17 protein-coding genes are annotated in these 24,581 nt (G+C 53.7%); 4 read left to right on the plus strand and 13 right to left on the minus strand.

Annotation, left to right across the window (positions count from 1 at the left end; genetic code table 11):
* Positions 1-131: 131 nt before the first annotated feature.
* Entirely contained in the window at positions 132-3,515 is a 3,384-nt protein-coding gene (locus DUE52_RS26655) for a DUF1080 domain-containing protein (protein ID WP_114409133.1), read from the minus strand.
* 38 nt (positions 3,516-3,553) lie between these two features.
* A complete protein-coding gene (locus DUE52_RS26660; protein WP_114409134.1) occupies positions 3,554-4,825 on the minus strand; it encodes a Gfo/Idh/MocA family oxidoreductase in 1,272 nt (423 codons plus the stop codon).
* A gap of 361 nt (positions 4,826-5,186) precedes the next feature.
* On the opposite strand from DUE52_RS26660, the gene DUE52_RS26665 reads away from it, so the two are divergent.
* Both DUE52_RS26665 and DUE52_RS26670 read left to right on the plus strand, forming a co-directional pair.
* A complete protein-coding gene (locus tag DUE52_RS26665; protein WP_114409135.1) occupies positions 5,187-6,590 on the plus strand; it encodes a Gfo/Idh/MocA family protein in 1,404 nt (467 codons plus the stop codon).
* A gap of 150 nt (positions 6,591-6,740) precedes the next feature.
* Complete coding sequence (locus DUE52_RS26670) at positions 6,741-7,439, plus strand: 3-keto-disaccharide hydrolase (RefSeq protein ID WP_114409136.1); 699 nt, start codon at positions 6,741-6,743, stop codon at positions 7,437-7,439.
* A gap of 69 nt (positions 7,440-7,508) precedes the next feature.
* On the opposite strand, the gene DUE52_RS26675 is transcribed toward DUE52_RS26670, so the two are convergent.
* The 4 genes from DUE52_RS26675 to DUE52_RS26690 form a co-directional block, all read right to left on the minus strand.
* Positions 7,509-10,616, minus strand: coding sequence for a tetratricopeptide repeat protein (locus tag DUE52_RS26675; RefSeq protein ID WP_165841045.1), 3,108 nt, complete (start codon positions 10,614-10,616; stop codon positions 7,509-7,511).
* A 108-nt stretch (positions 10,617-10,724) separates the two neighbouring features.
* Positions 10,725-11,492, minus strand: a complete 768-nt coding sequence (locus tag DUE52_RS26680; RefSeq protein ID WP_114409138.1) for a LytR/AlgR family response regulator transcription factor — start codon at positions 11,490-11,492, stop codon at positions 10,725-10,727.
* On the minus strand, positions 11,464-12,666 hold the full coding sequence (locus tag DUE52_RS26685) for a sensor histidine kinase (RefSeq protein WP_229312322.1): 1,203 nt from the start codon (positions 12,664-12,666) through the stop codon (positions 11,464-11,466). Before DUE52_RS26685 ends, DUE52_RS26680 begins: the two co-directional genes overlap by 29 nt.
* A gap of 141 nt (positions 12,667-12,807) precedes the next feature.
* The gene (locus DUE52_RS26690) at positions 12,808-17,727 is read right to left on the minus strand and encodes a glycoside hydrolase family 44 protein (RefSeq protein ID WP_114409139.1); all 4,920 of its coding nucleotides are present in this window, start codon (positions 17,725-17,727) and stop codon (positions 12,808-12,810) included.
* A 292-nt stretch (positions 17,728-18,019) separates the two neighbouring features.
* Here DUE52_RS26690 and DUE52_RS26695 point away from each other — a divergent pair, with 292 nt between their 5' ends.
* On the plus strand, positions 18,020-19,054 hold the full coding sequence (locus DUE52_RS26695) for a DUF3500 domain-containing protein (RefSeq protein WP_229312323.1): 1,035 nt from the start codon (positions 18,020-18,022) through the stop codon (positions 19,052-19,054).
* A gap of 7 nt (positions 19,055-19,061) precedes the next feature.
* On the opposite strand, the gene DUE52_RS26700 is transcribed toward DUE52_RS26695, so the two are convergent.
* From DUE52_RS26700 to arfB, 4 genes are all read right to left on the minus strand, one after another.
* Positions 19,062-19,304, minus strand: coding sequence for a type II toxin-antitoxin system HicA family toxin (locus DUE52_RS26700; protein WP_114409185.1), 243 nt, complete (start codon positions 19,302-19,304; stop codon positions 19,062-19,064).
* Between the two features lie 72 nt (positions 19,305-19,376).
* The gene (locus DUE52_RS26705; protein WP_114409140.1) at positions 19,377-19,586 is read right to left on the minus strand and encodes a type II toxin-antitoxin system HicB family antitoxin; all 210 of its coding nucleotides are present in this window, start codon (positions 19,584-19,586) and stop codon (positions 19,377-19,379) included.
* A 67-nt stretch (positions 19,587-19,653) separates the two neighbouring features.
* Positions 19,654-21,051 (minus strand): FAD-binding oxidoreductase, encoded by a 1,398-nt coding sequence (locus tag DUE52_RS26710; RefSeq protein WP_114409141.1) that lies wholly within the window; start codon positions 21,049-21,051, stop codon positions 19,654-19,656.
* 6 nt (positions 21,052-21,057) lie between these two features.
* Complete coding sequence (gene arfB / locus DUE52_RS26715; protein WP_114409142.1) at positions 21,058-21,462, minus strand: alternative ribosome rescue aminoacyl-tRNA hydrolase ArfB; 405 nt, start codon at positions 21,460-21,462, stop codon at positions 21,058-21,060.
* 85 nt (positions 21,463-21,547) lie between these two features.
* Between arfB and DUE52_RS26720 the strand changes: the two genes are divergently transcribed.
* Positions 21,548-21,913, plus strand: a complete 366-nt coding sequence (locus DUE52_RS26720; protein WP_114409143.1) for a hypothetical protein — start codon at positions 21,548-21,550, stop codon at positions 21,911-21,913.
* Positions 21,914-21,920: 7 nt separating this feature from the next.
* On the opposite strand, the gene DUE52_RS26725 is transcribed toward DUE52_RS26720, so the two are convergent.
* The 3 genes from DUE52_RS26725 to DUE52_RS26735 form a co-directional block, all read right to left on the minus strand.
* Complete coding sequence (locus DUE52_RS26725; protein ID WP_114409144.1) at positions 21,921-22,391, minus strand: GNAT family N-acetyltransferase; 471 nt, start codon at positions 22,389-22,391, stop codon at positions 21,921-21,923.
* Between the two features lie 49 nt (positions 22,392-22,440).
* Entirely contained in the window at positions 22,441-23,625 is a 1,185-nt protein-coding gene (locus tag DUE52_RS26730) for an FG-GAP repeat domain-containing protein (protein ID WP_114409145.1), read from the minus strand.
* A gap of 77 nt (positions 23,626-23,702) precedes the next feature.
* A complete protein-coding gene (locus tag DUE52_RS26735; RefSeq protein WP_114409146.1) occupies positions 23,703-24,557 on the minus strand; it encodes an MBL fold metallo-hydrolase in 855 nt (284 codons plus the stop codon).
* Positions 24,558-24,581 lie beyond the last annotated feature (24 nt).

The raw sequence follows: 24,581 nt of genomic DNA on the forward strand, positions 1-24,581 counted from the left end.
AAAATTTAAACCGGGTCGCCGGAGCGATGGTGAATGTTAAATGTAAAAGTACCCGCGTAGGGAACATTTTTACATTTAGCATTCATCATCGCTCCGGCGACCCGGTTTACATTTATCATTAAAAAAATCTTCTACAGTTCCTTCACCCGAATGTTCCGAAACCGCAGCACGGAACCGTGGCCCAGAAAACCGATGTGGCCTTTGGTACGTTGCAAACCGGGATGTTCTTTGTGATCCAGCGTGCCATTTTTACTGGCTTCGGCAATATCGCCGTTCAAAATCTGAATCCCATTTAACACGACTTTCACCTGATTGCCTTTCACGGTTACTTCCTGCTCGTTCCACTCACCCAGCGGTTTGAGCGCCCCGCGTTTGGCCGGAATCACGCCATAGACCGAACCGTGGTATTGGTACACCTCCAGTTTTTTGTAAATATCTGCGTCATTGTCCAGAATCTGGAGTTCCATGCCCACATAAGCCGCATCGCCCTCCAGCGGAGCGCGGATGCCCAGCCCATTGTTTGCACCGGGCGTTAGCTGAAACTCGAACCGGAACACGAAATCCGCATATTCTTTTTTCGTATACAAATTACCTTTCCCACCATTGTTGTACCAGACGATGTCGCCATCTTCGGCCACATAATCCTTCGTATTGCCGGTCCACTGGCTGAAATCGCTGCCGTTGAACAACGCCTGAAAACCGTCCTGTTTTTCGGCTTCGGTCACTTGATACGGTTTGGGTTGGGGCAACTCTTTGATGTAAATATTCCGGTAAGCCACGTAAGTGCCGTGCGCCTGGAGTTCAATCTGTTCCGACGGGAAAATAGGCTGGCTGCGATCCCAGTAATTTTCCAGCACCGTATTGTCCGTTACCAGTTCGCCATTCAGATAAACCGTCACGCGTTCACCTTTCATGATGATCCGGAACGTGTTCCATTCGCCCACCGGATTGTCGACCCGTTTCAGCGGTTTGCTGGCAAACTTCTGGTTGTTATACAATCCGCCTGAGCCGACCTGTGCGCCCACGTTCGTCCGCGCCGGGTCCCAGATCTGCACCTGCGGAGTACCGCGCAGGTAAATACCGGCGTCGCCTTCTTTGGTAATTTTCCAATCGACCAGCATCTCGAAATCCTGGTACGGTTTTGTGGTGCAGATGTTGTTTCCGTGTCCGTTAAAAACCAGCAACCCGTCTTTGACCGACCAGCCAGCCCGCATGATTTCATCGGCCTTCTGCTGTTTCAATGCCAGCGAATCCGCGCTCATTTTGCTTCGTTTGACCGGGTTTTCCACCAGCCCTTTCCAGCCCGAAAGATCTTTCCCGTTGAAGAGCGCCACAAAACCGTCGCCAGCGGACAGGGTTTGCAGGCGTCGCTGGATGGCCTGCCGCTGGGCGTCGCTGTCGGGACCGGTGACGACCTGGCTGGTTTTTTCCAGCAACTTCCGCACCACATCCCCCGTAAAATCCCGGCTGGATGAAGCCACTGTTAAAACCGTCGCGGCCGCCTGTTGCTGCACCGCCGGATCGTCCAGATAGTTTCCGGCAAAAACCAGCGCCAAAAACGTCCGGCACCGGCTGACCGATTTCAGAATGTCGATTTTCTGCTGCGGAGTTCGGGCCACGTCCATCGCATCCCGGAGCAGCAGCAACCGCTGGTCGGCCGGAAAAGTTGACCGGTCGATTAGTTTGAGATAACCGCTCAGGGCCGATTCGGAAACCACGCTATTCTGTCGCGCAATCGCCAGCAAAGCCGGAGCCGCTTCGGGCGTCAACCACTCCGACAGAGCCGCTACGGCAGCAGGCTGGGCAATGCCTTCGCCTTTTCCGAACGATTCCTGCACGATTTGTAACGCTTTCGGCCCGCCAATGCCGGCAAAAGCCCCCAGAAAACGCGGTTGTGCGACTGTCGGAGCCTGTTGCATCATGCTGAGCAGCAAATCTGTCCGTTGGAGCGAGTCGCCCACCGAAACCGTCGCAGCCGCCAGGGCTTGTTGCAACGAGCGAATGGCTTTCGGTTGTGTTGTGCTGGTTAATAAAGTCACCAGTTGCGGAAGTTGCTCCTGACTAACCAGAAAAGGCAACGCAGCCGTGGCTGCCTGACTAATGGTGGTATCGCTGTCCTGCGCCTGAGCCAGCACCTGCTGCACGCTCGATCCGGCAGCGCGGGCGCCCAACACCGACAGCAAAGCCGCCCGCGCTTCGGCGGGCATGCTCGGCAACGCGTGCGTGATTTGGGTCACAACGTCCGGGCCTTTCAGGGTCAACACCGCATCCCGGATCGCCGTTATTTCCGGCGACGTACCGCGCTTCATCAACGCCAGCAAATCGGGCAATGCCTTTTGCTGACCGGTGTGGGCAAGAGCGGAAATAGCCGCCAGCCGAACCGCCTGATCGTCACTTTTCAGACCCATCAACAGGGATGGCGTCAAAGCCGCATCGCCGGTTTGCCCCAGTTGGGTAATCAAATCTTTCTGCACCTCGCCGGTGGTTTTGGCTACCAATTTGGCTAGTTGCAGATTGAGCGGTTTGTTCTTCAAACCCGTCGCCAGTTTCAGGGCCGCAACCCGGTATTCGCCGGATGGGTCCTGCACCGCCGTGGTGAGCAGGGGCAGGCTCTTTTCTTTGTTGTTATCGACCAGAATTTTCAGCACGGCCGACCGCGTATGAACCTGTTTCGCATCCGTGCATTGGTCCAGCAGCTTCCGGGCCAGCACGTCGGCCTGCGGTTTTTTGCCCAACACCGAGAGTTGTTTGATATAATCGAGGTAGCTGGCCGTGGCTTCCGTTACGTCATATGTAAAACCGCTTTGTTCGGCGGCTTTGGCCAAAACCGCTCCGGCAGTCGGAGCCGCCAGCCGGGCCAGGGCATACATCGCCACCTTGCTAAGTTTCGGATCGCCCTGCTCCACCAACGGAATCAGCGCCGGGGCTGCGGGCTGGTAACGCGTGTCGCCCAGGGCTTTCACCAGCGACAACCGGCTGGTTCCCTGCGATTCGGCCAGAGCCTGCAACAAGGCTTTCTGAGCCGAGGGCGTGTTGATCTTAACCAACGCCCGAACCGCCGGGGCGCAAAGCCGTTCATCAGAGAGAGCCGGTTTCAGAAAAACAACGGCATCGTCTTTTCCGACAATCTGCAATTGACTGAGGATAAACGCCTTACTTTCTGGATCGGTTAGCTTTTCCAGCGACTGCCCGTAGGCCCGTACCGCCACCGCCCGCTGTGCTTCCTTGCCCGGTTTGGTAACGTAATAGGAAAAACCGCCCAGCGCGTATTCCAAAGCTGTGTTGTCGCCTTTGCCGGGTGCCGCCAGTCGCAGAACCATCTCCTGAAGACCGGTCGAACCCAAAGCAGCCATCGCATCCATATTGGCGATCAACTGTTTACTGTCTAAAGCTGGCATTTGCGCCAGCTCATCAGCGACCCGGTTTTCGAGTGGGCGCGGGTCGGGTTTGGGTTGCGCCCAACTGGTTGAAGTGAGTAAAAACAGGCCCGCAAAGGCCATCTGAGGGAATTTCATGACAGGATAACGAGGTTAAAAAATGCCAACGGCAGTTATTACAGAATCCAGGGTGCGCGCATGGGCTGGTCAATCAGCCGATTGGCGCCCTCGTCGTTGACAAATACCTGATTGACCGGATCAAATTTCAGCGAGCGACCCAGTTGCAGGGCGATTTTACCCATGTTGATGAGGGTGCACGAACGGTAGCCATTGGCTTCATTGAGCGCAAAACGCTTGCGCCCCCGAACAGCGTCCACAAAGTCGGTTTGCTGCGGCAACGGTTCGGGAAAAGCGGCCAGTTTCTTCTGCAAATCCGGAATATCGGACTTAAAGCCTTGATACAATTTCCCTTTCGGCCCTTCGATATAGGGCATGTTGACATCTTTGCCCTCACCATCCAGAATGATTTTACAGCCATCGGCGTAGGTATACTCGATGCGTCGCCAGGTACCAACGGCGTCGGGATGTTGCTGGGGCGCGTCGATTTCGACCGAAATCGGACTGGTGTCGTCTTTCCCCAGAAAATACTGAATGGGGTCTAAATAATGTTGTCCCATATCGCCCAGTCCGCCCCCATCGTAATCCCAGTAGCCCCGGAAGGTGTTGTGAACCCGGTGCTCGTTATACGGTTTGTAGGGGGCCGGACCCAGCCAGGTTTCGTAATCCAGTTCGGGTGGCACCGGCATGGGCTCCAGGTCGGTTTTCCCGACCCAGTAAAATTTCCAGTCGAAACCGGTGTGTTTGCTCACGGTCACTTTCAGCGGCCAGCCCAGCAAACCGCTGTCGACCAGCTTTTTGATGGGTTTAACGGGCGTACCCATGCCGTAGAAATTGGATTCGAACCGAAACCAGGTGTTGAGCCGGAAAATCCGGCCGTGTTGCTGCACGGCCTCCATCACGCGCTTGCCTTCGCCGATGGTGGTGGTCATCGGTTTTTCGCACCAGATGTCTTTGCCGGCGCGGGCCGCTTCAGCCGCCATGATGCCGTGCCAGTGGGGCGGGGTGGCAATGTGGACAATATCGACTTCGGGCAGTTGAATCAATTCCCGGAAATCCCTGAAGGTTTTGAGCGCGGAGTCTTTGATGATCCCTTTGGCCAGCTCCAGGTGCCGTGTATCGACGTCGCAAATGGCCGCGACCCTCGTTCCGGCGTAGGGAATGTGTCCCCGGCCCATGCCGCCAACGCCGATGATGCCTTTGGAAAGCTGGTCGCTGGGCGCCAGATAGCCTTTGCCCAGCACATGGCGCGGAACAATGGTAAAAGCCGCCAGGGTTCCCAGCGAGTTTTTGAGAAAGGTACGTCTTGAAGGGATCTTTTTAAATTCCATTTAGCCTATTGTGTTAACATTGAGCACTATGTTTTTTTGAAATATTAAATGTAAAATGATGAATATCGAATGTAAAAGTGATGGCTTGGAAACTACTTTTACATTTAATATCCATCATTTTACATTTATCATTTCTACAGTGAAAATTTCCCAAAACAGCTCAATATCGAATTATAGCTCCTGAATAACAAATCGTAGGTACCTGGCTAATTCCGGGTTTTCGGGTACATTTACAATACTACTACTTTTCCCCTTAATAAGACCATCACCCGCCCAATCACCTCATTTCGCGGGGTGTTTTTCCCGACGTAAACTAAAAAGTCGTAAATTACGGCTTCCTGTAAACGCCTAATTTAATTCTATGGAAAACCCTGAACAGGTTCCTTCTCGTCGGTCCTTTCTAAAAACATTGGGACTGGCCGGAACCGCAGCCGCAGCCGTTCCGTCTTCGCTCGCCCAGGCCGGTACGGCTCCGATGTACCTTCATTTAGTGAAAAGTCATAGCAGCACAGCCGCTAACGACAAAGTCCGCATCGGGCTGATCGGAACGGGCGGTATGGGCATTGGGGATACGGAGACCGCACTGATGGTCGAAGGAACCGAAATCATTGCCGCCTGTGACCTCTACGATGGCCGTTTGCGCCGGGCCAAAGAGCTGTGGGGCGATGGTTTGTTCACCACCCGCGACTACCGCCAGGTGCTCGAACGGTCGGATGTCGATGTGATTATCAACGGAACGACCGACCACTGGCACGAAAAAATCTCGACCGACGCCATGCGCAAAGGCAAGCACGTCTACTGCGAAAAGCCGATGGTGCAGAAGGTCGAAGATGGCCATACCCTGATCAAAGTTCAGAAAGAAACCGGTAAAGTGTTTCAGGTGGGCAGCCAGTTTGCCAGTTCCATCATCATCGCCAAAGCCAAGGAATTGCTGAAAGCCGGCGACATTGGCGAGCTGGTTTTTGCCGAAGCCCAATACGACCGCCACAGTGCCATGGGTGCCTGGCAATATTCCATTCCGCCGGATGCGTCGCCCCAAACCGTCGACTGGGACACCTATTTAGGAACCGCTAAAAAGCGTGAGTGGGACCCGAAGCGGTTTTTCAGATGGAGAAACTACCAGGACTACGGAACGGGGGTAGCCGGTGACCTCTACGTTCACCTGCTGACGACGCTCCACACCATTACGGGTTCCAAAGGCCCCAACCGGGTGTATGCCAGCGGTGGGCTGCGTTTCTGGAAAGATGGTCGTGATGTTCCCGATATTCACCTCGCTATTTTCGATTATCCAAAAACCGCCGAGCATCCGGAATTCAACCTGACGACGCGGAGCAATTTCGTCGATGGTGGTGGGGGCGGTTACCTGGTTCGGCTGGTCGGTACAGAAGGCGATTTGTCGGTTGGCTGGGATAGCCTGACGGTTCGGCACCACAAACTGCCGAAAGCGCCCGGTCTGTCGATCAGCAATTTTCCGAAAGACCAGCAGGAAGCGTACCTGAAGGAATACAAAAAAATGTATCCCGAGCGCCCCGAAATGGAAGGCCCGCGCGAAATGGTCTACAAGACGCCGAAAGATTACAAAGGCGACCGCTACGAACACTTTGTCAACTTCTTCGATTCGGTTCGCAACCAGAAACCGGTGGCTGAAGATGCAACCTTCGGGCTCCGGGCCTGTGGACCGACGCAGTGTGGCAACATCAGTCTGTTCAAAAAGCAGATCGTCAACTGGGATCCGAATGCCATGAAAATTCTGAATGCTGTATAGGTTTCTCCTTTCATTATTCAATATTCGTTATTCATTATTCGATATTGACAAGTCCATTTTTTTCAATAAATCCCTGATAATAAGGCATTAATATCGAATGTTGAATAACGAATATTGAATAATGAAGGAAAAACATAACCCTACAAAACCATGAAAAAAGCAACCTTTGCTCTGGCCCTGCTGGCGGGCGTCATTACCCTCACGAGCCTTTCGAATAGCGGCTCGAAACCCGGCAAATGGGTATCGCTGTTCGACGGAAAATCCACGAAAGGCTGGCACAGTTACCTGAAAGACAAGGCCATTGGCTGGAACATCGAAGACGGAACGCTGACGCCCGACGGCACCGGCGGTGACCTTGTGACGGACAAGGAATACGAAAATTTCGAGCTGGAATTTGAGTTCAAACTGCCGCCCAAAAGCAACAGCGGGGTGGTTTACAAAGTGATCGAAGATCCGGCGAACAAAGCCACGTACTGGTCCGGCCCCGAATACCAGGTGATCGACGATACCGGCTACCAGTTGGGCGACGGTGCCAAGCTGAAAGGCAGCCAGTTGACGGGTGCCAACTACGACATGATCGCGCCCAGCGACCCAACCATCAACAAACCCGCCGGGCAATGGAACAAAGGCCGGATTGTGGTGAACAACAACCACGTTGAGCATTACCTGAACGGCAAGAAAGTGGTGGAATACCATTACGGCGGGGACGAATGGCAGAAGATGGTGGCAGGCAGCAAGTTTAAAGACTGGAATTACGCCAAAGCCCACGCCAAAGGCAAAATCGCGCTGCAAAACCACAGCCCGAAAGAAGTGGTCTGGTATAAAAACATCCGGATTCGGGAGTTGTAGGATTTTAGAGAATTTGTTTAACGGGGTGTTGCCGGACGGTTTTTGAAACCGTCCGGCAACACCCCGTTTTTATTTCGCGATTTGCTCTTCTACAAAAGCTAAACTCTCCGAAATTATTGACATATTCGGATGGTTAGCTCCCCAAGCTTTTACCCCAATTTCAAGTGCTTTTTCAAAGCCGTGTTTAGCTTCCACCCAGTTTTTCATGGCGATCCACACATGTCCCAGATTATTGTAACGAACCGCCACATTCGGATGGTCTTTGCCGAAGTTGGTCAAGTCCGATGCCAGGGCCGCTTCCAGCAAGTCCCGAGCCCGGTTGTAATCCCCTAAGGCGCGATACACAGTGGCCAGATTCGACTGACGAACCGCCACTGTCGGATGGTCTTTGCCGAAGTTGGTCAAGTCCGATGCCAGGGCTGCTTCCAGCAAGTCCCGAGCCCGGTTGTAATCCCCTAAGGCGCTATACACATTGGCCAGATTCGACTGACGAACCGCCACTGTCGGATGGTCTTTGCCGAAGTTGGTCAAGGCCGATGCCAGGGCTGCTTCCAGCAAGTCCCGAGCCCGGTTGTAATCCCCTAAGTCGCGATACACATTGGCCAGATTCGACTGACGAACCGCCACTGTCGGATGGTCTTTGCCGAAGTTGGTCAAGTCCGATGCCAGGGCCGCTTCCAGCAAGTCCCGAGCCCGGTTGTAATCCCCTAAGTCGCTATACACTGTGGCCAGATTCGACTGACGAACCGCCACTGTCGGATGGTCTTTGCCGAAGTTGGTCAAGTCCGATGCCAGGGCTGCTTCCAGCAAGTCCCGAGCCCGGTTGTAATCCCCTAAGTCGCTATACACTCTGGCCAGATTCGACTGACTAACCGCCACTGTCGGATGGTCTTTGCCGAAGTTGGTCAAGGCCGATGCCAGGGCCGCTTCCAGCAAGTCCCGAGCCCGGTTGTAATCCCCTAAGTCGCGATACACAGTGGCCAGATTCGACTGACGAACCGCCACTGTCGGATGGTCTTTGCCGAAGTTGGTCAAGTCCGATGCCAGGGCTGCTTCCAGCAAGTCCCGCGCCCGGTTGTAATCCCCTAAGGCGCTAAAAATGATACCTGCGTTATTTTTTAAAGTTGATATCTGTGATTGTTTCAAATCATCTTCTGATAAGCAAGCCAGTAAAAAGTCGGCTACAGGGAGAAAAGAGAATAAATTTATGGTATTGGTTGAAACATCTGAGTGTAAAAAGCCTGTGAGTGTATCCACCAACAATTTTACATCTTCAAACCCAGGCTGTAGTTGATAATGAACCACTTGTTGAATCAGCCGGTGAATGCTAAAAACAAGATCTTTTCTTTGCAGCCAGCCCTTTTTCTCCAGGCTTTGCAAATTCCCGGCAAACTTTCGCTGCTCTTTTTGATCCGTCAGTTGCAGCCATTCCATCAACTGTTCCTGCGGATAAGCTTCGGGTGGTAAAACCGCAAATTGCTTCATGACCCATTTTTCATCGTCACTCAAAGCCGACAAATCGAAGGTCTGCATGAGGTGGATAAAAATCTCGGTTTCCTCGCGGCTGTGTTCGGTTTCAATCCGTGCTTGTAAGTCGGGGTCATCCAACTGTTTGCTTTTATACTTTTCGGTCAGTTCAGCTACGCTAACCAAACCGTAGTGATTTTCCAGCGTTTTCGCGGCCAGCTCGATCGTCAAGGTGTGATGGTCGATAACAACCAATAGTTCATCCAGTTCTTCGCCCGTCAGGGCATACGTATAGAGCGTTCGGAAAAGCGTTCGGGCGGCTTCGGGATCGAGTTTATCCAATCGAATCAGGTCAAAACCGCTCAGTTTCTGACGAGAGGTCACCAGCACCTGCCAGTTGGGCGGTCCGGGCAGGAGATCACGAATGGCGCGGTCGGCAAGTTCGGTACTGGCATTGTCGATAATCAGCAGATTCGGGCCACTCAGGTTTCGAAGCACATTCATGATCTGGCTAAAGAAAACCGTTGTATCGACTCTTTCGGGCAATTTCAGCCGCAGATTCCCTAACAAAATCGGGTCAAGCACAAACGCATTCAGCAGATCGTCGGCGGTTTGGGTTTTCACATCCGGCACCACGATTTCCACCCACAGTACGTGCTGGTAAGCCAACTTGTGTTGCTGCATGAATTTCCGGGCTAAAGTGGTTTTGCCAATTCCACCCAAACCGTTCATCAACACCACCCGCTGACTCGTTTCTAGCTTTTGCGCCAATTCGGTCAGTTCGTCAACCCGCCCAACAAATTCCCCTGAAAACGCCGAAAAGTTGTTCAGTTCGCGGGGATACGTAATGGCCGGTTTTTCCAGTAACTCGATAATTCGCCTAAAGTAGCCAACCGATTCGGCATGGTTGTCACGAAGAATCTGTTTCAATTCCGTTGTTTCTTCGGCAAACTGCTGTAAAACCGCCGTTGACTGACCCGTTTCGCCATTTTTTAGCGTTCTGATTTCAGCCAATAATAATTCCCGTCCCTCCTGTATTTGTTTCAGTATCGCCCGGTTTTGTTCCTGAATTTCTTCCAGCATCCAGATTTGAAACGAGCGAAAACCTTTGTCATCGTTCTGTAAGGCTTCTTTAAACGCCAGTTCGAAGCAAGTCGGCAGTTTTTCGGCAAAAAAAGTCCGCAATTTCTGCCATTCCGCCAGCGATTCGTCCACGCGCGAGACAACAAACAGGTAATCGGTAATGGTCGTCAGGCAATCCTCAGGATTTTCGAGCAAACCACTCTGAATAGTTTCGTGTTTGACCCAGAACTGCAAGTCCCTCTCCATCGTCTCCAGCACCTCTTTCGCCGTACGGATCGGATTTTGCTCAAAGTGCTTTTCAAAAAACGACAGGTCGGTTTCCTGCCCCAATTGATCCAGATACAAGCGTTTAAGGAAACTCACGGAGCGAACAGCGGCATCTTTCAACAAATTTTCGAGGTTGTGATTCAGTTCGGACGGATGCGCAAACCGCTCCCGGAGTTTGTTGTAGCTGAGGTCGCAGGTAAATTGATGGACAAAGTTGGGCGCGATGGCATTCGCCAACCCCAAACCAATGGTCGTAACTAAGCCCGCACCGGGGATCGCTTTGGCGACTTCTTCATGGGTCAGGCAATAGCCGACGCCTGAAACAATCGCCTTGACAAGGTTGGAAGAGGGGTTTGACATGGAAACGCTGGACAGGTTCAGGATGGTTGCTAAAGATAGACTTTCGTGGCAAAACCCACAACCATCTTTGCACCCGTCTCCAATTTTCAGAATCGACATTTCGCCCCTTCACCCCAGAAACGCCTGAATTTTATCCCGGTAATTGCGGGTCCATTTCAGCGTCTGCCCCAGCTTGAGGTGAACGATGTAATCGCCGTTGAAATGCGTTTCTACTTCCTGAACGTAGGCCAGATTGACAATGTGTGAGCGGTGCATCCGCACAAACTGGTTCGGATCGAGCCGGGTTTCGAGCTTCGTCAGGCTGTCGTACACGATGTGCTTGCCGGTGGCCGTGTGCAGGGTGATGTAATTACCGTCTGCATCCAAATACTGCACGTCGTTCAGATTCACGAAATACATCCGGCCCTGCTCCTTCACCAGCACCCGCGACAGATACTCGCGCGGGGGTGCGGGCGTGTGCGCACTGAGCAGTTGGGCCAGCAGGGCCTCGATTTTGGGCTGGTTCTGGTTGTTGAGCCGTTCGATGGCCCGGCCCAGTGCCTGCCCGAATCGAATTTCGTCGAAAGGCTTGAGCAAATAATCGATGGCGTTGACTTCGAAAGCCTGAAGAGCATACTGATCGTATGCCGTCGTGAACACCACCGTCGGCTGGTGGTCGGGCCAGACTTTCCGCAGCACGCTGAAACCGTCGAGCCGGGGCATCTGAATGTCGAGAAAAATCAGGTGCGGGCGGTGAAGCAGAATTTTCTGCACCGCTTCCAGGCCATTGGCCGCTTCGTCGACCACCCGGAGCATGGGCGTGTCGGCCAGCAACGTCCGGATCACCTCGCGGGCGGCCAGTTCGTCGTCAATGATGAGCGTGTGATACGGGTTCATGGGGTACCGTTGAATTTAACAAGGAACACTGGCAGGGAATCCGCAAGCTGACGGTGGTGGTGCCGCCCGGCGGCTGATCGAACTGCATCGTCGCCTGTTCGCCGTAAGCTTTCTCCAGCCGCGAAAGCGTGTTGGACAGGCCCAGGCCCATCCCGGATGTATCGTGTAGTTGTTCCTGACCCAAACCGTTGTCGAACACCTGAATAACGACGGTTTCGTCAAGCCGTTGCGCCGTGATGCGAATTAGCGCCCCTTCGGTGAGGTCGGCAATGCCGTGGGTAATGGCGTTTTCGACGATGGGTTGCAGAATCAACTGCGGCAACAGGCATTCTTCCGCTTCGGGCGCAATCTCGTATTCAACCATCAAGCGGTCTTCGAAGCGAATTTGCTGGATCGACAGGTACTGCCGGGTCAGGGTCATCTCGTCGCGCACCGAAATGAAGTTGGCCTGCTGACGCACCAGCACACTCCGGAGCAGGTCGCTCAGCGTGGTCACCATCAGGGCGGCCCGGCGGGTCTGGTTCCGCAGCATCAAACTGACCACCGTATGGAGCGTATTGAACAGAAAATGAGGATTTAACTGCATTTTCAACGCCTGCAACTGCGCATTAGCCAACTGACTTTTGAGCTGTTCGTTGACCAGTTCGGCCTGTAAATGTTGCTGTTTCAGCGATTGCAGTTGGTAGACGTGCGTCAACACGGTATAACAAACCACCAGCAGCATGTACTGGGCAAACGCATTGCCAAAACTCAGGAAAAATACTGTCATCACCCGCCGAATGGTGATCACCTTCCCCTGCTCGTGGGCAATGGCGGCTCCCAGCAGCAGGTGTTCCACCACCAGTTCAACCCCATACAGCACCGCAGCAATCAGCAGGTGCGTCAGCACCTGGGTGACAAACCGGCTGGCGCGCTGGGTTTTCAGGAGCGAAAACCGCTGGGCGCAGAAAATGATCAGGGGCGTTGCACTCCACCAATACAACAGCTCGATGAGCCAGTAAAGCGTATCGGTGAAATACAGCCGGGCGTTGGGCGTGAGCAGCCAGACCATGACGGCCTGACCATACCAGATCAGCGAAAAAAAACTCCAGTAGAAAAAACTGTACCACCAAAACTGGCGGACGGTCAGCGGCAGACCCGAAGTCTGCAACAAGCGATCGATGGCGGATTTCATGTGTGAACAGAACGACGATAACCGGGTTCCGGCGATTCTCTCAAAAGACAAAGCAATTTTTCTTCCACTCCTCCCTTTCTTTCAAACAAATACACGGCAGCCCGCGCGGACTGCCGTGTAAAACCGGATGAAACGACCACCCTACTGAACAATCAAGTGTTTCGTTATCAGCGTTTTCCCCTCCAGAATCACCAGATACGTACCACTCCGCAGATTCCGAACCGGCACGGTTATTTCAGTAGCATGTTCGGCCACATCGGCGGTATACACCACCACCCCGACGTGATCTTTCAGCACCACTTTCCGAACCTGGGTATCCACAAAATTATAGCGAACCAGCACCTGTTCCTGACCCACCGCCGGGTTGGGGTAAATCATGATGCTTTCACTGGCGTCACTCAGCGTCGCCGAATAGGTGGTTTTGCATTGGCTGACGAGGTCGGTGACCACCACGGAATAGGTACCCGCCGGAACTTCCCAGATGTTCAGGGTTGTGGCACCATTGGACCAGTCGTAGGTATAGATGCCACTCCCGCCCGTCACGTTCAGGTTGATGTAACCTTTGCCGTTCAGGTAGCTGACGTTGGCCGTGACTTCCGGTGCCGAGCCGGACCCTTCCAGCGTCACCTCTTTTTCAATCTGAAAACCGCCGTCGCCTTCCACTTTGATGCGGAAGGCTCCCGGCACCAGCCCCCCAAATTCGGGGTTGTTGATCCCGGCCGGATTCGGTTCGCCGTTAATGTAGTACCTATTGTTACCACCTGACCCCTTCACGGCGGTTACCCGGATTTTTCCATTGGGCGCACAACTGGGGTTCTCAGGGGTCAGCTCGATTCCGGGAATGACGATGGTGTAGGACGCCGTGGTGCTACAGCCCGTTGCCGCATCGGTCACCTCCACCTGGTACGTTCCGTCGAGAACCTCCCACAGATTTTGGGATTCCGACCCTTCCGACCATTTGTAGATGTAAATTCCGCTGCCACCGGTAACCGTCAGATTGATGTACGCTTTTTCATTTTCGATACTGATCTCCGCCTTGACGACCGGTTTTTCGCCCTTGTCCTGCACGGAAACGGTTTTGGCAAACCGGAAATCGCCATCGCCCGTAATAACAATCTCGTAATCGCCCGCAGCCAGGTCGCTGAAAACCGGTTGGTCGCCCCCCGCCGGATTCGGTTTACCATTGATGGCATACTTCGTGTTACCCCCCGAGCCAGTAACATTTTGTACCTCGATCCGGCCATTGGGTTTACACGTCGCGTCGGTCACCACAAAGTCCGCGCCGGCGGTTCCGCCCGTTGCGGTTATGGATGCTTCGATGGTACAGCCGCTCACCAAATCCGTCACCGTGACGCGATACGTACCGGGCGCTACGTTAGACAGATCTTCCGTCGTGCTGCCATTCGACCAACGATAGCTGTAGGAACCGCTGCCGCCCGAAACGGTTAAATCCAGCGTCGTCTGGTTCTGCACAATGGCGGCCGACAACGGATTGGTGCCCCCACCGATGGGTACGTTTTCGTAATACAGAAAACCGTCGTTCCCCTCGATTCGTAAATCATATTTTCCGGGAGCCAGATTACTAAAAACCGCCACATGCTCCCCGGCCGGATTGACCACGTTGTTCAGGTAAAACGTATACCCCGAAACCGCTTCGCTGCCGTTGATGGAAACCACCCGAATGGCTCCGGTAGAACCGCAGGCGGCATTTTGCGTCGTCAGTTTGACATCCGCAACGTTGCTGCCCCCCGCTTCGATGTCATCGACCCAGAAATCGTAGGCCTTGTCCAGTCCGGTCGACAGAAAACCGATCCGCGTCACCTGTTTCGTATCAATTTTGTCACCCGCCAGCAGTGCGCTCATCGGAACCCGAACCCGCTGGTAATCACCGGAGAAAGCAGTCACATAACCCCCTCCGCGCACCGGCACGGGTGAGGTGCTTGCGGCAGAGCGGTCTTTCAGGAACACCTGAAAATCAAAGTTCTCTCCGGGATTGCTGACTTTCACGTAAAACGTCAGGTAACCCTTGGTGCTCAGGTCTTTAATGGCTTCGTCGTTGGTGTTTTCGTTCCAGTCCCAGACCATCGCGGCAAAACCGTTGTCGGCCATATCGAAGTGCATTTTCATGCTTTTGGGAGCCTTGTTGCCGTTGGCTTCATCGACCACGCAGGTCGTCACCGCGTTGAGCGTGGTCGGTTTTCCGGTATTCACCACATCGCCATCCCACAGAACCACCGAACTTGCTGGCTCATTCACCGTGAACTGAACGGACGCATCGGCGGAGTTGCCTTCGGCATCCACAGCCGCAATGTTGAGTTGCTTTGTGCCTTTGACAACGCCCGACGGAACCGTTACCGTAGCCGAATACCGGCCATTTTCGAGCGTCATGGCCTGTTTATTGGCAAGTCCCAGCGGAGCCAGATCGACGGTTACCGCCCGTAGGTTGTTGTCCGGGTCGTCCACCTGCGCAAAAACCGTAACGGTCGTTTTTCCATCGGCATATCCGCTAGCCGGTGTAATCCCCGTTTCGCGGATAACGGGTTGCAAAACCGGGTTGGAATACGGCAGCACCCGCACGTCGTCGATCCAGACATCGAACGGTTTCTGGGCCGTGTTGCAGTTAAAATTCAACTGCCAGATCTGTCCGAGATCAATTTGCGAGTCGGTCGTGAAGGCCGACAGCGGAATTTTAACCCGCGTGTAGCCACTGGAATTGAGCGAACCGAGGTAGCCGCCCTGCTTCAGCCACACGGTGTTGGAAGTGTGCATTTGCGCCGTAGCATCCCGCAGACTCACTTCAATATCGGAATTTTCGGGCGCATTGGATTTGAGGTAGAACTCCAGGGCTCCGAAATCCCGGATGTCCCGGGCGTCGGCGGGGTTGTCATTGTCGGAAAGCCGCCAGGTCATGGTATTGTAGCGGTTATTGGCGTGTTCGAAGTGCATAAACAGACTGCCCGGCTGGTGCTGTCCACCGGCTTCGCGCCGTTCTATTTTTGCATTTAGGGCCTGTGTATCACTCGGATCGTAGTAAGAACCCCCGGTGCCCCGCTTGATTTCGTCGCCGTCCCAGATCACGGTTTCCGCCGTCCGCTTGATGACCCGGTACGAAACGGCGGCTTCGGCGGTGTGATTGGCGGCATCCTTCGCGGTAATTTTTATGGATTTCGATCCGGCCGCGGTTCCAACAGGCACCTGAACCGACAGGCGATACTGCCCCGCTTCCGTTGCACTGGGCGTAAACGCCACGGCAGTTCCCCCGCCCAGGGGACTCAGATCGGCCGTTACACCCGCAAGATCATTGTCGCCATCGGCGACTTTGGCCGTTAGCTCAAACGTTGCCGTCCCGTCGGAATAGCCCGCCGACGGATTGATCGTCGTTTCGGTGATGTCGGGATAAATGGCAATGTTTTCTTCCGACAAAACAAAATGGCAGGCCGTCAGCGCCGGCAGGACGTATTCAAAGGTATTGTTGTTGATGGTTCGAACGCTTTTCAATTGTTTCAGCACCGGGCTGGAATTGTCGAACGCCCAAACCGTGGCACTTTTGTATGGGCGGCTGCCGCCGATGGTAAAAGTGGCGGTGATGGGGCCATCCTGGTTTTTGCTGAGGGCCACGACGTGCAGTTTCGCATCGTCGCTGCCATTGATGGAGGCAAAAACCGAGGTATTGACCAGATCATTCGTGCCTGACTCCACCGAAGTATCGCCAAAATGACCACCCTGTCCGTCGTAGTTCCGGTACAGATCAAACCCCGATTTGATAAAATCCACGACGCCACCCCAGTAGGTAGCCAGGTAAACGCCCTGCTTGCCAAAGATTCCCAGCGCGTCAGCTTGGGCAATCCCGCCGGAAGCGTGCGTCAGACCCATGTAGCTGTATTCGGTAATGGCCAGTTTCGTTCCCGGATAATACTGCCCGATGTGCTGGTGCATTTTGGGCAGAAAGGGCAAAAACAGTTGCCGTTTGACCGGATCATCGCTCACGAACGTACCCTCACTATACGTCGGATCCCACAGCGAACGGGTCATGGCCATGCGGGCAGCATTGTTGGCGTAGTCGGTCCGGTTGTCGGTCGGGCGAAGGCCGTCATTTCTCCGTTCCGGATACCAGTGTACGTCCAGCACGTCGAGCAATCGCTTCCCGCCCTGCTGCTCTTTTTCCCGCATCTTCCCCAGGTACAAATCCAGAAAAATGGGATAATTGCCCTTTTCCTGGTCCCAGTCGGGCGCAAACTGCAGGTTTTCAAACTCCGAAATCCCAAACGATGCCGGACCGAAAACTTCGGCCGTGGGGTCCATTTCCTTGATGCGCTGGGCCAGTTCAAAGGAGTTGTCCATCAGGTAGCGAACGCTGACCGGCGTCGTGCCCCACATGCGGCTGTGGGAACTGGCCCACAAGCCCGGTTCGTTGTCGAGCGCATAGCCCCGAACACCCCGGGGTGTGTTGCTCCGGCCAAAGTGGTGTTGCAGATAATTCAGTTCCTCGTCCACGTACACCTCGCCATCGTTGACATCAGGCAGCAAGGTGAACGGGCTGGGTTTGCGGTATTTGACAGCCGCCCAACGGCTCGACGGAGCCGCCTGCTCCGGCGTAACGGCCCCGTTTTTATCCTTCGTTACGTACTTCGCCATCGGGAGCGTCACCAGCGAGTAGGCATTCTGATTCAACGACCGCTGATGGAATGTCGACAGGGCGGCTCCTGGAACATCGTACTGATTTTCAGGCACATTCTGCTGTCCGGGGACGTAATTATCGCTTTCGTGAAACCAGTCGAAACCGGCGTTCGACGCATTGTTTTCCCAGTTGTAGTTCGTAATGCGGTTGCCGCCCAGCCGCTTGGCAGTCGCGTAGGGGTATTGATCGTTGGTGCCGTAAATCAGCGGGCTGATCGGCTTGCGGGAATTTTGGGGATTGATGCTAAAATTGACACGGGTCTGGCTGTAGGCGTAGCGACTCAACAGAATGAGCATGAGACCCAACAGGGAGGACTTCCAGAAAAGCCGCAGTTTCGGAAGCCGGAAGCTCCGAAACCGGTTGTTGTTTACAGGTTGTGGCACGGTGGTAAATGATAAGTGAATAGTGGACTTGTTTTGTTGTTATACTGAACGCCCGGACGAAGGGTCAAAAAATGGATTGATCCGGTTATTTATCAGACGAAATACGGAAGATCATATCCCGGGATTAAGCACAAATGGCTGAACTGGACTTTCTATTATTCAAACGGGGGTTTGCAGCGGATGAAAAAAGGATGGAGGTAGCCCCCGGTTTCTCAGGCCGGTTCCGGAAAACAAATTGCAGTACTAAAAACCGTAAAATTCCGTATCTTCCCCCCCAAATTCCTAAGCCTTCATGAAAAAGTACTTTATTCTTCTGACCGGGTTACTGCTGGCCTTTACGCCCCCTTCCCGCGAACCCATTGGCAAGGAAATGGCAGCCGCCGTGACCTCCTTCCTGAAATCCCTCGATGAAGAACAGCGCAAAGTGGCGATGTTTCCGTTCAACGACGACGAACGGTTTGTGTGGTTTTACACGCCGGTTCCGCGCAAAGGGTTGTCGATGAAAAAAATGACGCCAGAGCAGCAGAAAGCCGCCATGGCCCTGCTGAAACTGGCCATGAGTGAGCAGGGATTTGAGAAGACAACGGCCATCATGGACATGGAGAATGTGCTGCGCGTTCAGGAAAATCGCCCGCCGAACGACACCCACCGCGATCCGATCAACTACTTCTTTACGTTTTTTGGCGAACCGAACAGCAAAGAACCCTGGGGCTGGCGGCTGAATGGGCACCATTTACTGTGGCAATTTTCGTCGCTGACGGGCAAAATATCGGGCATGACGCCCACCTTCCTCGGCAGCAATCCGGACATCGTCCGGGTCGATGTACCCCAGAAAGGCAAACAGATTCTGAAACAGGAAGCCGAATTGGGGCTGGCGCTGGTCAACTCGCTGAACAGCGACCAGTTAAAGATGGCCCTCATGAGCGAAACCTCCCCGCAGGAAATTTTCTCCACCAACGTTCGGAAAGTATCCATCGAAAAAATGGAGGGCATTCCATTTCTGAAACTGACGGAAAGCCAGCAGAAAACCTTTCTGACCTTACTGGATACCTACCTGAACAACTACCACGTGACGCTGAAGAACCAGCAGATGGACAAGCTGAAAAAAATCGGGCTGGACAAACTGGTGTTTGCCTGGGCGGGCGACCGGCAACCCGGTTTTGGTCCCGGCAAAGGCCAGTATTACCGCATTCACGGCCCCACCCTGCTGATTGAGTACGACAATGCGCAGAATCAGGCGAACCACACCCATACCGTAGTGCGGGATTTAACCAGTGACTTTGGTGAAGATGTGCTGGCGGAACATTACAAATCACAGCACAAATAACTTAAAACTAACCAAATAGCCGTTTAACCAATTCTTCTTTTGTCATCCCAAAATGATTGGCAATGTTATTTAGGATGGCGTTCAACGTACCAATCTTAAGCGGATTGTGGCGAGGGATAGTTTCATGATGCAGGCCATTCTGTTCAGTTTCAATACGGACATGGCTACCGGTTTGACGAGTTATTCGATACCCCAGCGGTTTGAGAATTTGAATGAGTTCAGTACCGGTTAAATCGCGTGGTATTTTCATGACCCAAACGTAGAAGGAATTTGCCTTGATGGAAAGGATGGTAACAAATTGCAACCATGAAAATACAGTTTATTATAGGGCAAAAACTTCATCTTTCACAAAGTGAAGCCGAACAATCTGGGGCCATTGGCTGGCGTCATCAAAGTGGCAGTCAATGGCATCTCGAATCATTTGCTTTAATTCTTCGACGGTTTCTCCCTGGGTAAAAATAGTTTCTCCCAGCGCCCGCGCCGAATAGCCCCCTTCCGGATCTTCTTCAACAACAAAAATCAATTCTTTCATAAAACCATCTGTTTTTGTAAAAATACGACTTTTTCTCATCGATCATTCACTTTCTCCCGCCAGGTTTTTACCTCAAATCGGGTCCAACCGGCGGCAGCAATTTTCCGGGGTTCATGAGGTTGTTGGGGTCGAGGGCGTTTTTGATCGCCCGCATCACGTCGAGCGCTACGCCGTGTTCCTGAGCCAGATACGCTAGTTTCCCGATGCCAATCCCGTGTTCTCCCGAACAGGTTCCTTCCAGCGCCAGCGCCCGATGCACCAGCCGTTCGTTCAGGGCTTTGGCTTTTTCAAACTGGCCGGGGCTAGCGGGATCGATGGGGATGGTGAGGTGAAAATTGCCGTCGCCCACGTGTCCGAGAATGGGGGCAAAAAGCCCGGTTTCGGCCAGATCAGCCTGCGTATCGACGATGCATTGAGCCAGCCGCGAAATCGGTACGCACACATCGGTCGACATCATACTGGAACCGGGCACCATGGCCAGGGCGGCCGGGGCGGCATCCGTCCGGGCCTGCCATAATTTCAGGCGGGCGGCTTCCTCCTGTTCCCAGATCAAATCCGTTCCCCCAAACCGACTCGCAAAAGCCTGTACGCGCTGGATCTGCCCTTCGATTTCGGCGGGTGAACCGTGAAATTCCAGAAATAACGTCGGTTTTTCAGGATAACCGAGACCTGAATACCGGTTGACAGCCTGCATCATCAGCGCATCCAGCAACTCAATTTTGGCAATCGCTACGCCGGCCTGAATCGTTTGGATAGCGGTATTGACCGCAGCTTCCACATCCGGGAAGGAGCAAACGGCCGCATAAATGGCTTCCGGATAGCTGTGTAACTTGATGGTCAGTTCGGCCAGAATCCCCAGGGTTCCTTCCGAACCGATGTACAAGCGGGTGAGGTCATAACCGGTCGAGGATTTCCGGGCTTTGCTGCCTGTTTTAATGACCTGACCGTCCGGCAATACCACCTTTAGCGACAGCACATTGTCTTTCATGGTTCCGTAGCGAACCGCATTCGTTCCCGACGCCCGGGTACTGGCCATGCCGCCCAGCGTGGCATTGACGCCGGGACCGATCGGAAAAAAGAAACCGCTGCCTTCCAGCCAGGCATCCAGTTGGTTTCGGGTCACTCCCGCCTGAACGGTGGCGCACCGATTGGCCGCATCGACTTCCAGAATCTGATTCATCAACTGCAGATCGATGCAGACGCCCCCTTTCAGCGCCAGAACGTGGCCTTCCACCGAGGTTCCGGCGCCGAACGGAATGATCGGGAGCTGATGTTCCTGGCAAAGCCGGACGATCGCGGCAATTTCCTCCGTCGTCTGGGGATAAACCACCCAATCCGGTGGCTGGCAGGGGTGGTAGCTAAACCCAGTTCCGTGTTGCTTCCGGATTTCCGGCTGGTCCGTTACCCGGTCGCCCAAAAGAGCCTGTAGCGTCGTGGAAACGCGTTGTCTGAGCAGATCGTCCATGCGTTCTTAGTCAAAATCGACTTTTTTTCTGCGTTCCTTGACCTCACCCCTTTTTTTCTTCGCAACCAGTTTTTCCTCCCGCGACGCCTTCGTTGGCCGGGTGGATTTCCGGGGCTTTTCTTTCTCAAAAGCCTTGCGGATGAGCTGGTAGAATTTCTCGGTGACCTTATCGCGGTTGCCCAACTGGGTCCGTTCGGTCTGGTGGTAGAGCACCAACACGCCCTCGGTGGTGATTTTATTGATGAGCTTTTCGAGCAAAACCGCTTTTTCTTCCTCCGTCAACACCGCCGAGTGGGGAATGTCGAAGTATAATTCCGCTTTTGTTGCTACCTTGTTCACGTTCTGACCGCCTTTGCCCCCACTGCGGGCAAACTGGAATTGTAATTCGGGGTATAGTTGGGTTGGGTCCATGTTCTGCAAAAACTTGACAAAGCTACAAACATTCCCCGATACCAGCGGTTCAGTTTACAGGAATACGACATAGCACTCGAGCAAAATGGAGCCCCAAAACGATTTTTTAGACAGCCTTCCCGAAACAAGCGAACTGCTTGAGAATACGATCGACACCCTGACCAACGGCATTGATTTGGAAGCCGGCAAAGCCGATACCAGTCTGCTTCAGAAATGGATCGACATTCTGAATCAGACCGAAAATACGCAACCGCTGGGAAGTAAATTGTCGGAACTGAACGAGGCACTGACTACTAAATCGCCAGATAAAGCTACCACCCAGCGGCTTCTGAATGACATTGCCGATGCCACGACCGAATTCGCGACCGAGGTAGGCCCTGAAGGAGAACTTCCTCCCCAATTGGAAGGACTCGCTGCGGCTTTGCGCAATCTGGCCATTCAGCTTTCGTAAAGCGGTTTTATAGGTCGATCTGCATCTTGATGTTCGACCGCTGGTAGGGCGACGGACAAGATTCGACCTTGGAAAAACCCACTTTTTTATACAGCTCCAGCGCGGGAGTCAGGCTGGTGTTCGATTCCAGATAGACCTGTTTGGCTCCCATTTGCCGGGCGGTTTCCAGGGCGTGAAGACAAAGTTTCTTCCCAATTTGTTTGCCTTGCGCTTCCGGTGCTACGGCCATTTTGCCGAGTTCATAGATTTCATTGCTGCTTTTCAACAGCGCACAGGTTCCCACGATTTCGTTACGATACCGGGCAAAAAACACCCGTCCGCCTTTGGCAATCACGTACCCTTCGGGGTTGCTTAAAGCCCGAATATCGGGTTCTTCCACTTTGAAATACTTCTCAATCCAGGCCAGATTCAGTTGCTTGAACTGTTCGCGATAGGCCGGATCGAAATCGATGATTTCAACCTCGTCGAGCTGTTTCATTTTGAAATAAGTTTTGAAACGGGTGAGGTAATGTTCCTGCGCCCAACCGCTAACGCTGATTCCAGTAAATCAGCAGATTCAGCGTGGCCCGACCGGACGCGATCAGATCCAGGTCGCCATCACCATCCAAATCAGCGGCTTGCAGGTCTTCGGCCGCCATCATCACGCTGTCGTCAAGGACGTGTTGCTGCCAGGTTTGCAACGTCTTATCCGGCACAAATAACCGTACGCCCACTTTCTTTTCGGCATTGGGGTTACGCCAGCCAACGGCAATCTGATCGACGCCAAGTTTCAGAAAGTCCCCACAAGCGAGCGCGTGGCCCTGGTTCAACCGCTCCGTCAGCGTCTGCTGAACACCGTACATCAGCTTGTCGGGCGCATCGGCAATCGGGCCGTTTTTATACACCACGAGCTTGTTGCCGTGCATGGGTTCGACGGCGGCCACAAAGGGCAGCCTGGCAGTCTGGAAGCCCCGACGCACCTCTCCCATGCCGTTTCCGGCCCCGATCCAGCGATCCACAGGCGTCCATTTGCCGTTGCGATAGGCCACCGTTTTTCCACCTTCCTTGCTGCCAATCAGCATCCGGGTTTCGGCGCCATCTTCCCAGATCTCAAAATTATGCGTCATGTGCATCGTTGAATCGACCAGTTGCATCCGCCACGGATCGCGGGGGTTTTTCGGTTTTTCGTACCCCAAAATCCGAACACCCCGCCCCTCGCCGTTTTTGTTCCCCAGCCCGTGCAGCGGCACCACAATCAGTTGATACCGATTTGGTGCCACTTTAGCCCAGCGCATCCGGTGGGTCGTCACTTCGTGGTGCAGCCGAACGGCTTCCCAGATTTGGGTCGGATCGTTCGGGCGAATCAGGTAAAAAACCGCCCCGGATTTGGTGGAATCGTTGGTTTCGGACGGGTTCCAGCCCGCTCCGACCGCCACTTCCACTTTGCCATCGCCGTCGATGTCGCGGGCGGCCAGGCAGACGTTGTCCTGCGGGGTTAGATTCTGGGCCATCACATGCCGCTGCCAGGCATCAGCCGGTTTTCCCGGGTTGCGGTACCAGACAATTTCTTTCTGGTCGGCCATCAGAATATCCGGTTTTTTGTCGCCATCGACGTCACCGATGGCCAGTCCGTAGCCAATATCAATCTGATTATCAACAACCTGAATCTTGAAATTGGGATTTTGGGCATAGAGCGGCCCGGCAAGCAGAAAAAATGCGGCTATTTTTTTCATGGGAAGAAAGGCAGGGTTCGTAGATAGACCTTTCTTCAATATTCGGCATTCAGCCGGCAATAATCAACAGTTCCGGCCTATTCCTTTTTTCCGCTCCATCGCTCGCCCAATCGCAGCACTTTAAAGGGCGTCTGCTGCCGTTCCGCTTCGCGAACAAACTGGGCGGGATCTTCGGTATTGAACTCAAACAGGTGGTAATGGTGCGGAATTACCAGACTGGCACCAATCTCCTTTCCCAGGCGGGCAGCTTCTTCCGGATTGAGGTTTCCGGCCACGCGCCGTTCGGGTTTGTTGCCATTGATGGGCAAAAAGGCAATGTCGACATGAAACGATTTCAGCGTTTCGACCATCCCGTCATACCAAAGGGTGTCCCCGCTGTGATACACCGTCCACGGTCCGGCCTGCACCACAAACCCCATGAATTTGCAACGCCCCAGATCGTCGCGCTCCAGGTTGTTATGGGCCGCCGGAACGCCGTGAAACATAAAACCGGCGACTTCGGTGGTTTCGCCATCGTTCAGGCCGATGGGAAAACCGGGATCGCGTTTGGTTCGGTCGGCCACAAAAAACCGGTTGGCTTCCGGAATGACGAACTGAATTTCCGGGTTGGCGTTGAACAATGGAAGCAGGGTTTCCGCGTCCAGATGATCGGTATGGTTGTGACTCGACGTGACGACATCGATCCCGGTGAGTTGGCCCGGATCAACGACCCGTTCCGACATCCGAACGTGCGGCTTGTCGGTTTGAGCGTATTTAACCGACAACGAATCAGACAAATACGGATCAAACAATAACCGTCGATCCTGCCATTGCAGCAAAAAACCGCTCTGCCCCAACCACCAGATGTGCAGGTGACCGGGTTGGGAACGGGCGGTTTTCAGATCCGAAAGAAAGGTCTGGTCTTTTTGGAAAGCAGGGATTAAATCGTTCATAGAATGGTAGGACTCTAGCTTGTT

Origin of the sequence: Larkinella punicea, assembly GCF_003334855.1 — a bacterium.
GTDB lineage: Bacteria > Bacteroidota > Bacteroidia > Cytophagales > Spirosomataceae > Larkinella > Larkinella punicea.

Bases quoted from the DNA above. Each gene is read 5' to 3' on its own strand.
- DUE52_RS26655 (WP_114409133.1), bottom strand. From the start codon at position 3,515: ATGAAATTCCCTCAGATGGCCTTTGCGGGCCTGTTTTTACTCACTTCA.
- DUE52_RS26660 (WP_114409134.1), bottom strand. From the start codon at position 4,825: ATGGAATTTAAAAAGATCCCTTCAAGACGTACCTTTCTCAAAAACTCG.
- DUE52_RS26665 (WP_114409135.1), top strand. From the start codon at position 5,187: ATGGAAAACCCTGAACAGGTTCCTTCTCGTCGGTCCTTTCTAAAAACA.
- DUE52_RS26670 (WP_114409136.1), top strand. From the start codon at position 6,741: ATGAAAAAAGCAACCTTTGCTCTGGCCCTGCTGGCGGGCGTCATTACC.
- DUE52_RS26675 (WP_165841045.1), bottom strand. From the start codon at position 10,616: ATGTCAAACCCCTCTTCCAACCTTGTCAAGGCGATTGTTTCAGGCGTC.
- DUE52_RS26680 (WP_114409138.1), bottom strand. From the start codon at position 11,492: ATGAACCCGTATCACACGCTCATCATTGACGACGAACTGGCCGCCCGC.
- DUE52_RS26685 (WP_229312322.1), bottom strand. From the start codon at position 12,666: ATGAAATCCGCCATCGATCGCTTGTTGCAGACTTCGGGTCTGCCGCTG.
- DUE52_RS26695 (WP_229312323.1), top strand. From the start codon at position 18,020: ATGAAAAAGTACTTTATTCTTCTGACCGGGTTACTGCTGGCCTTTACG.
- DUE52_RS26700 (WP_114409185.1), bottom strand. From the start codon at position 19,304: ATGAAAATACCACGCGATTTAACCGGTACTGAACTCATTCAAATTCTC.
- DUE52_RS26705 (WP_114409140.1), bottom strand. From the start codon at position 19,586: ATGAAAGAATTGATTTTTGTTGTTGAAGAAGATCCGGAAGGGGGCTAT.
- DUE52_RS26710 (WP_114409141.1), bottom strand. From the start codon at position 21,051: ATGGACGATCTGCTCAGACAACGCGTTTCCACGACGCTACAGGCTCTT.
- arfB (WP_114409142.1), bottom strand. From the start codon at position 21,462: ATGGACCCAACCCAACTATACCCCGAATTACAATTCCAGTTTGCCCGC.
- DUE52_RS26720 (WP_114409143.1), top strand. From the start codon at position 21,548: ATGGAGCCCCAAAACGATTTTTTAGACAGCCTTCCCGAAACAAGCGAA.
- DUE52_RS26725 (WP_114409144.1), bottom strand. From the start codon at position 22,391: ATGAAACAGCTCGACGAGGTTGAAATCATCGATTTCGATCCGGCCTAT.
- DUE52_RS26730 (WP_114409145.1), bottom strand. From the start codon at position 23,625: ATGAAAAAAATAGCCGCATTTTTTCTGCTTGCCGGGCCGCTCTATGCC.
- DUE52_RS26735 (WP_114409146.1), bottom strand. From the start codon at position 24,557: ATGAACGATTTAATCCCTGCTTTCCAAAAAGACCAGACCTTTCTTTCG.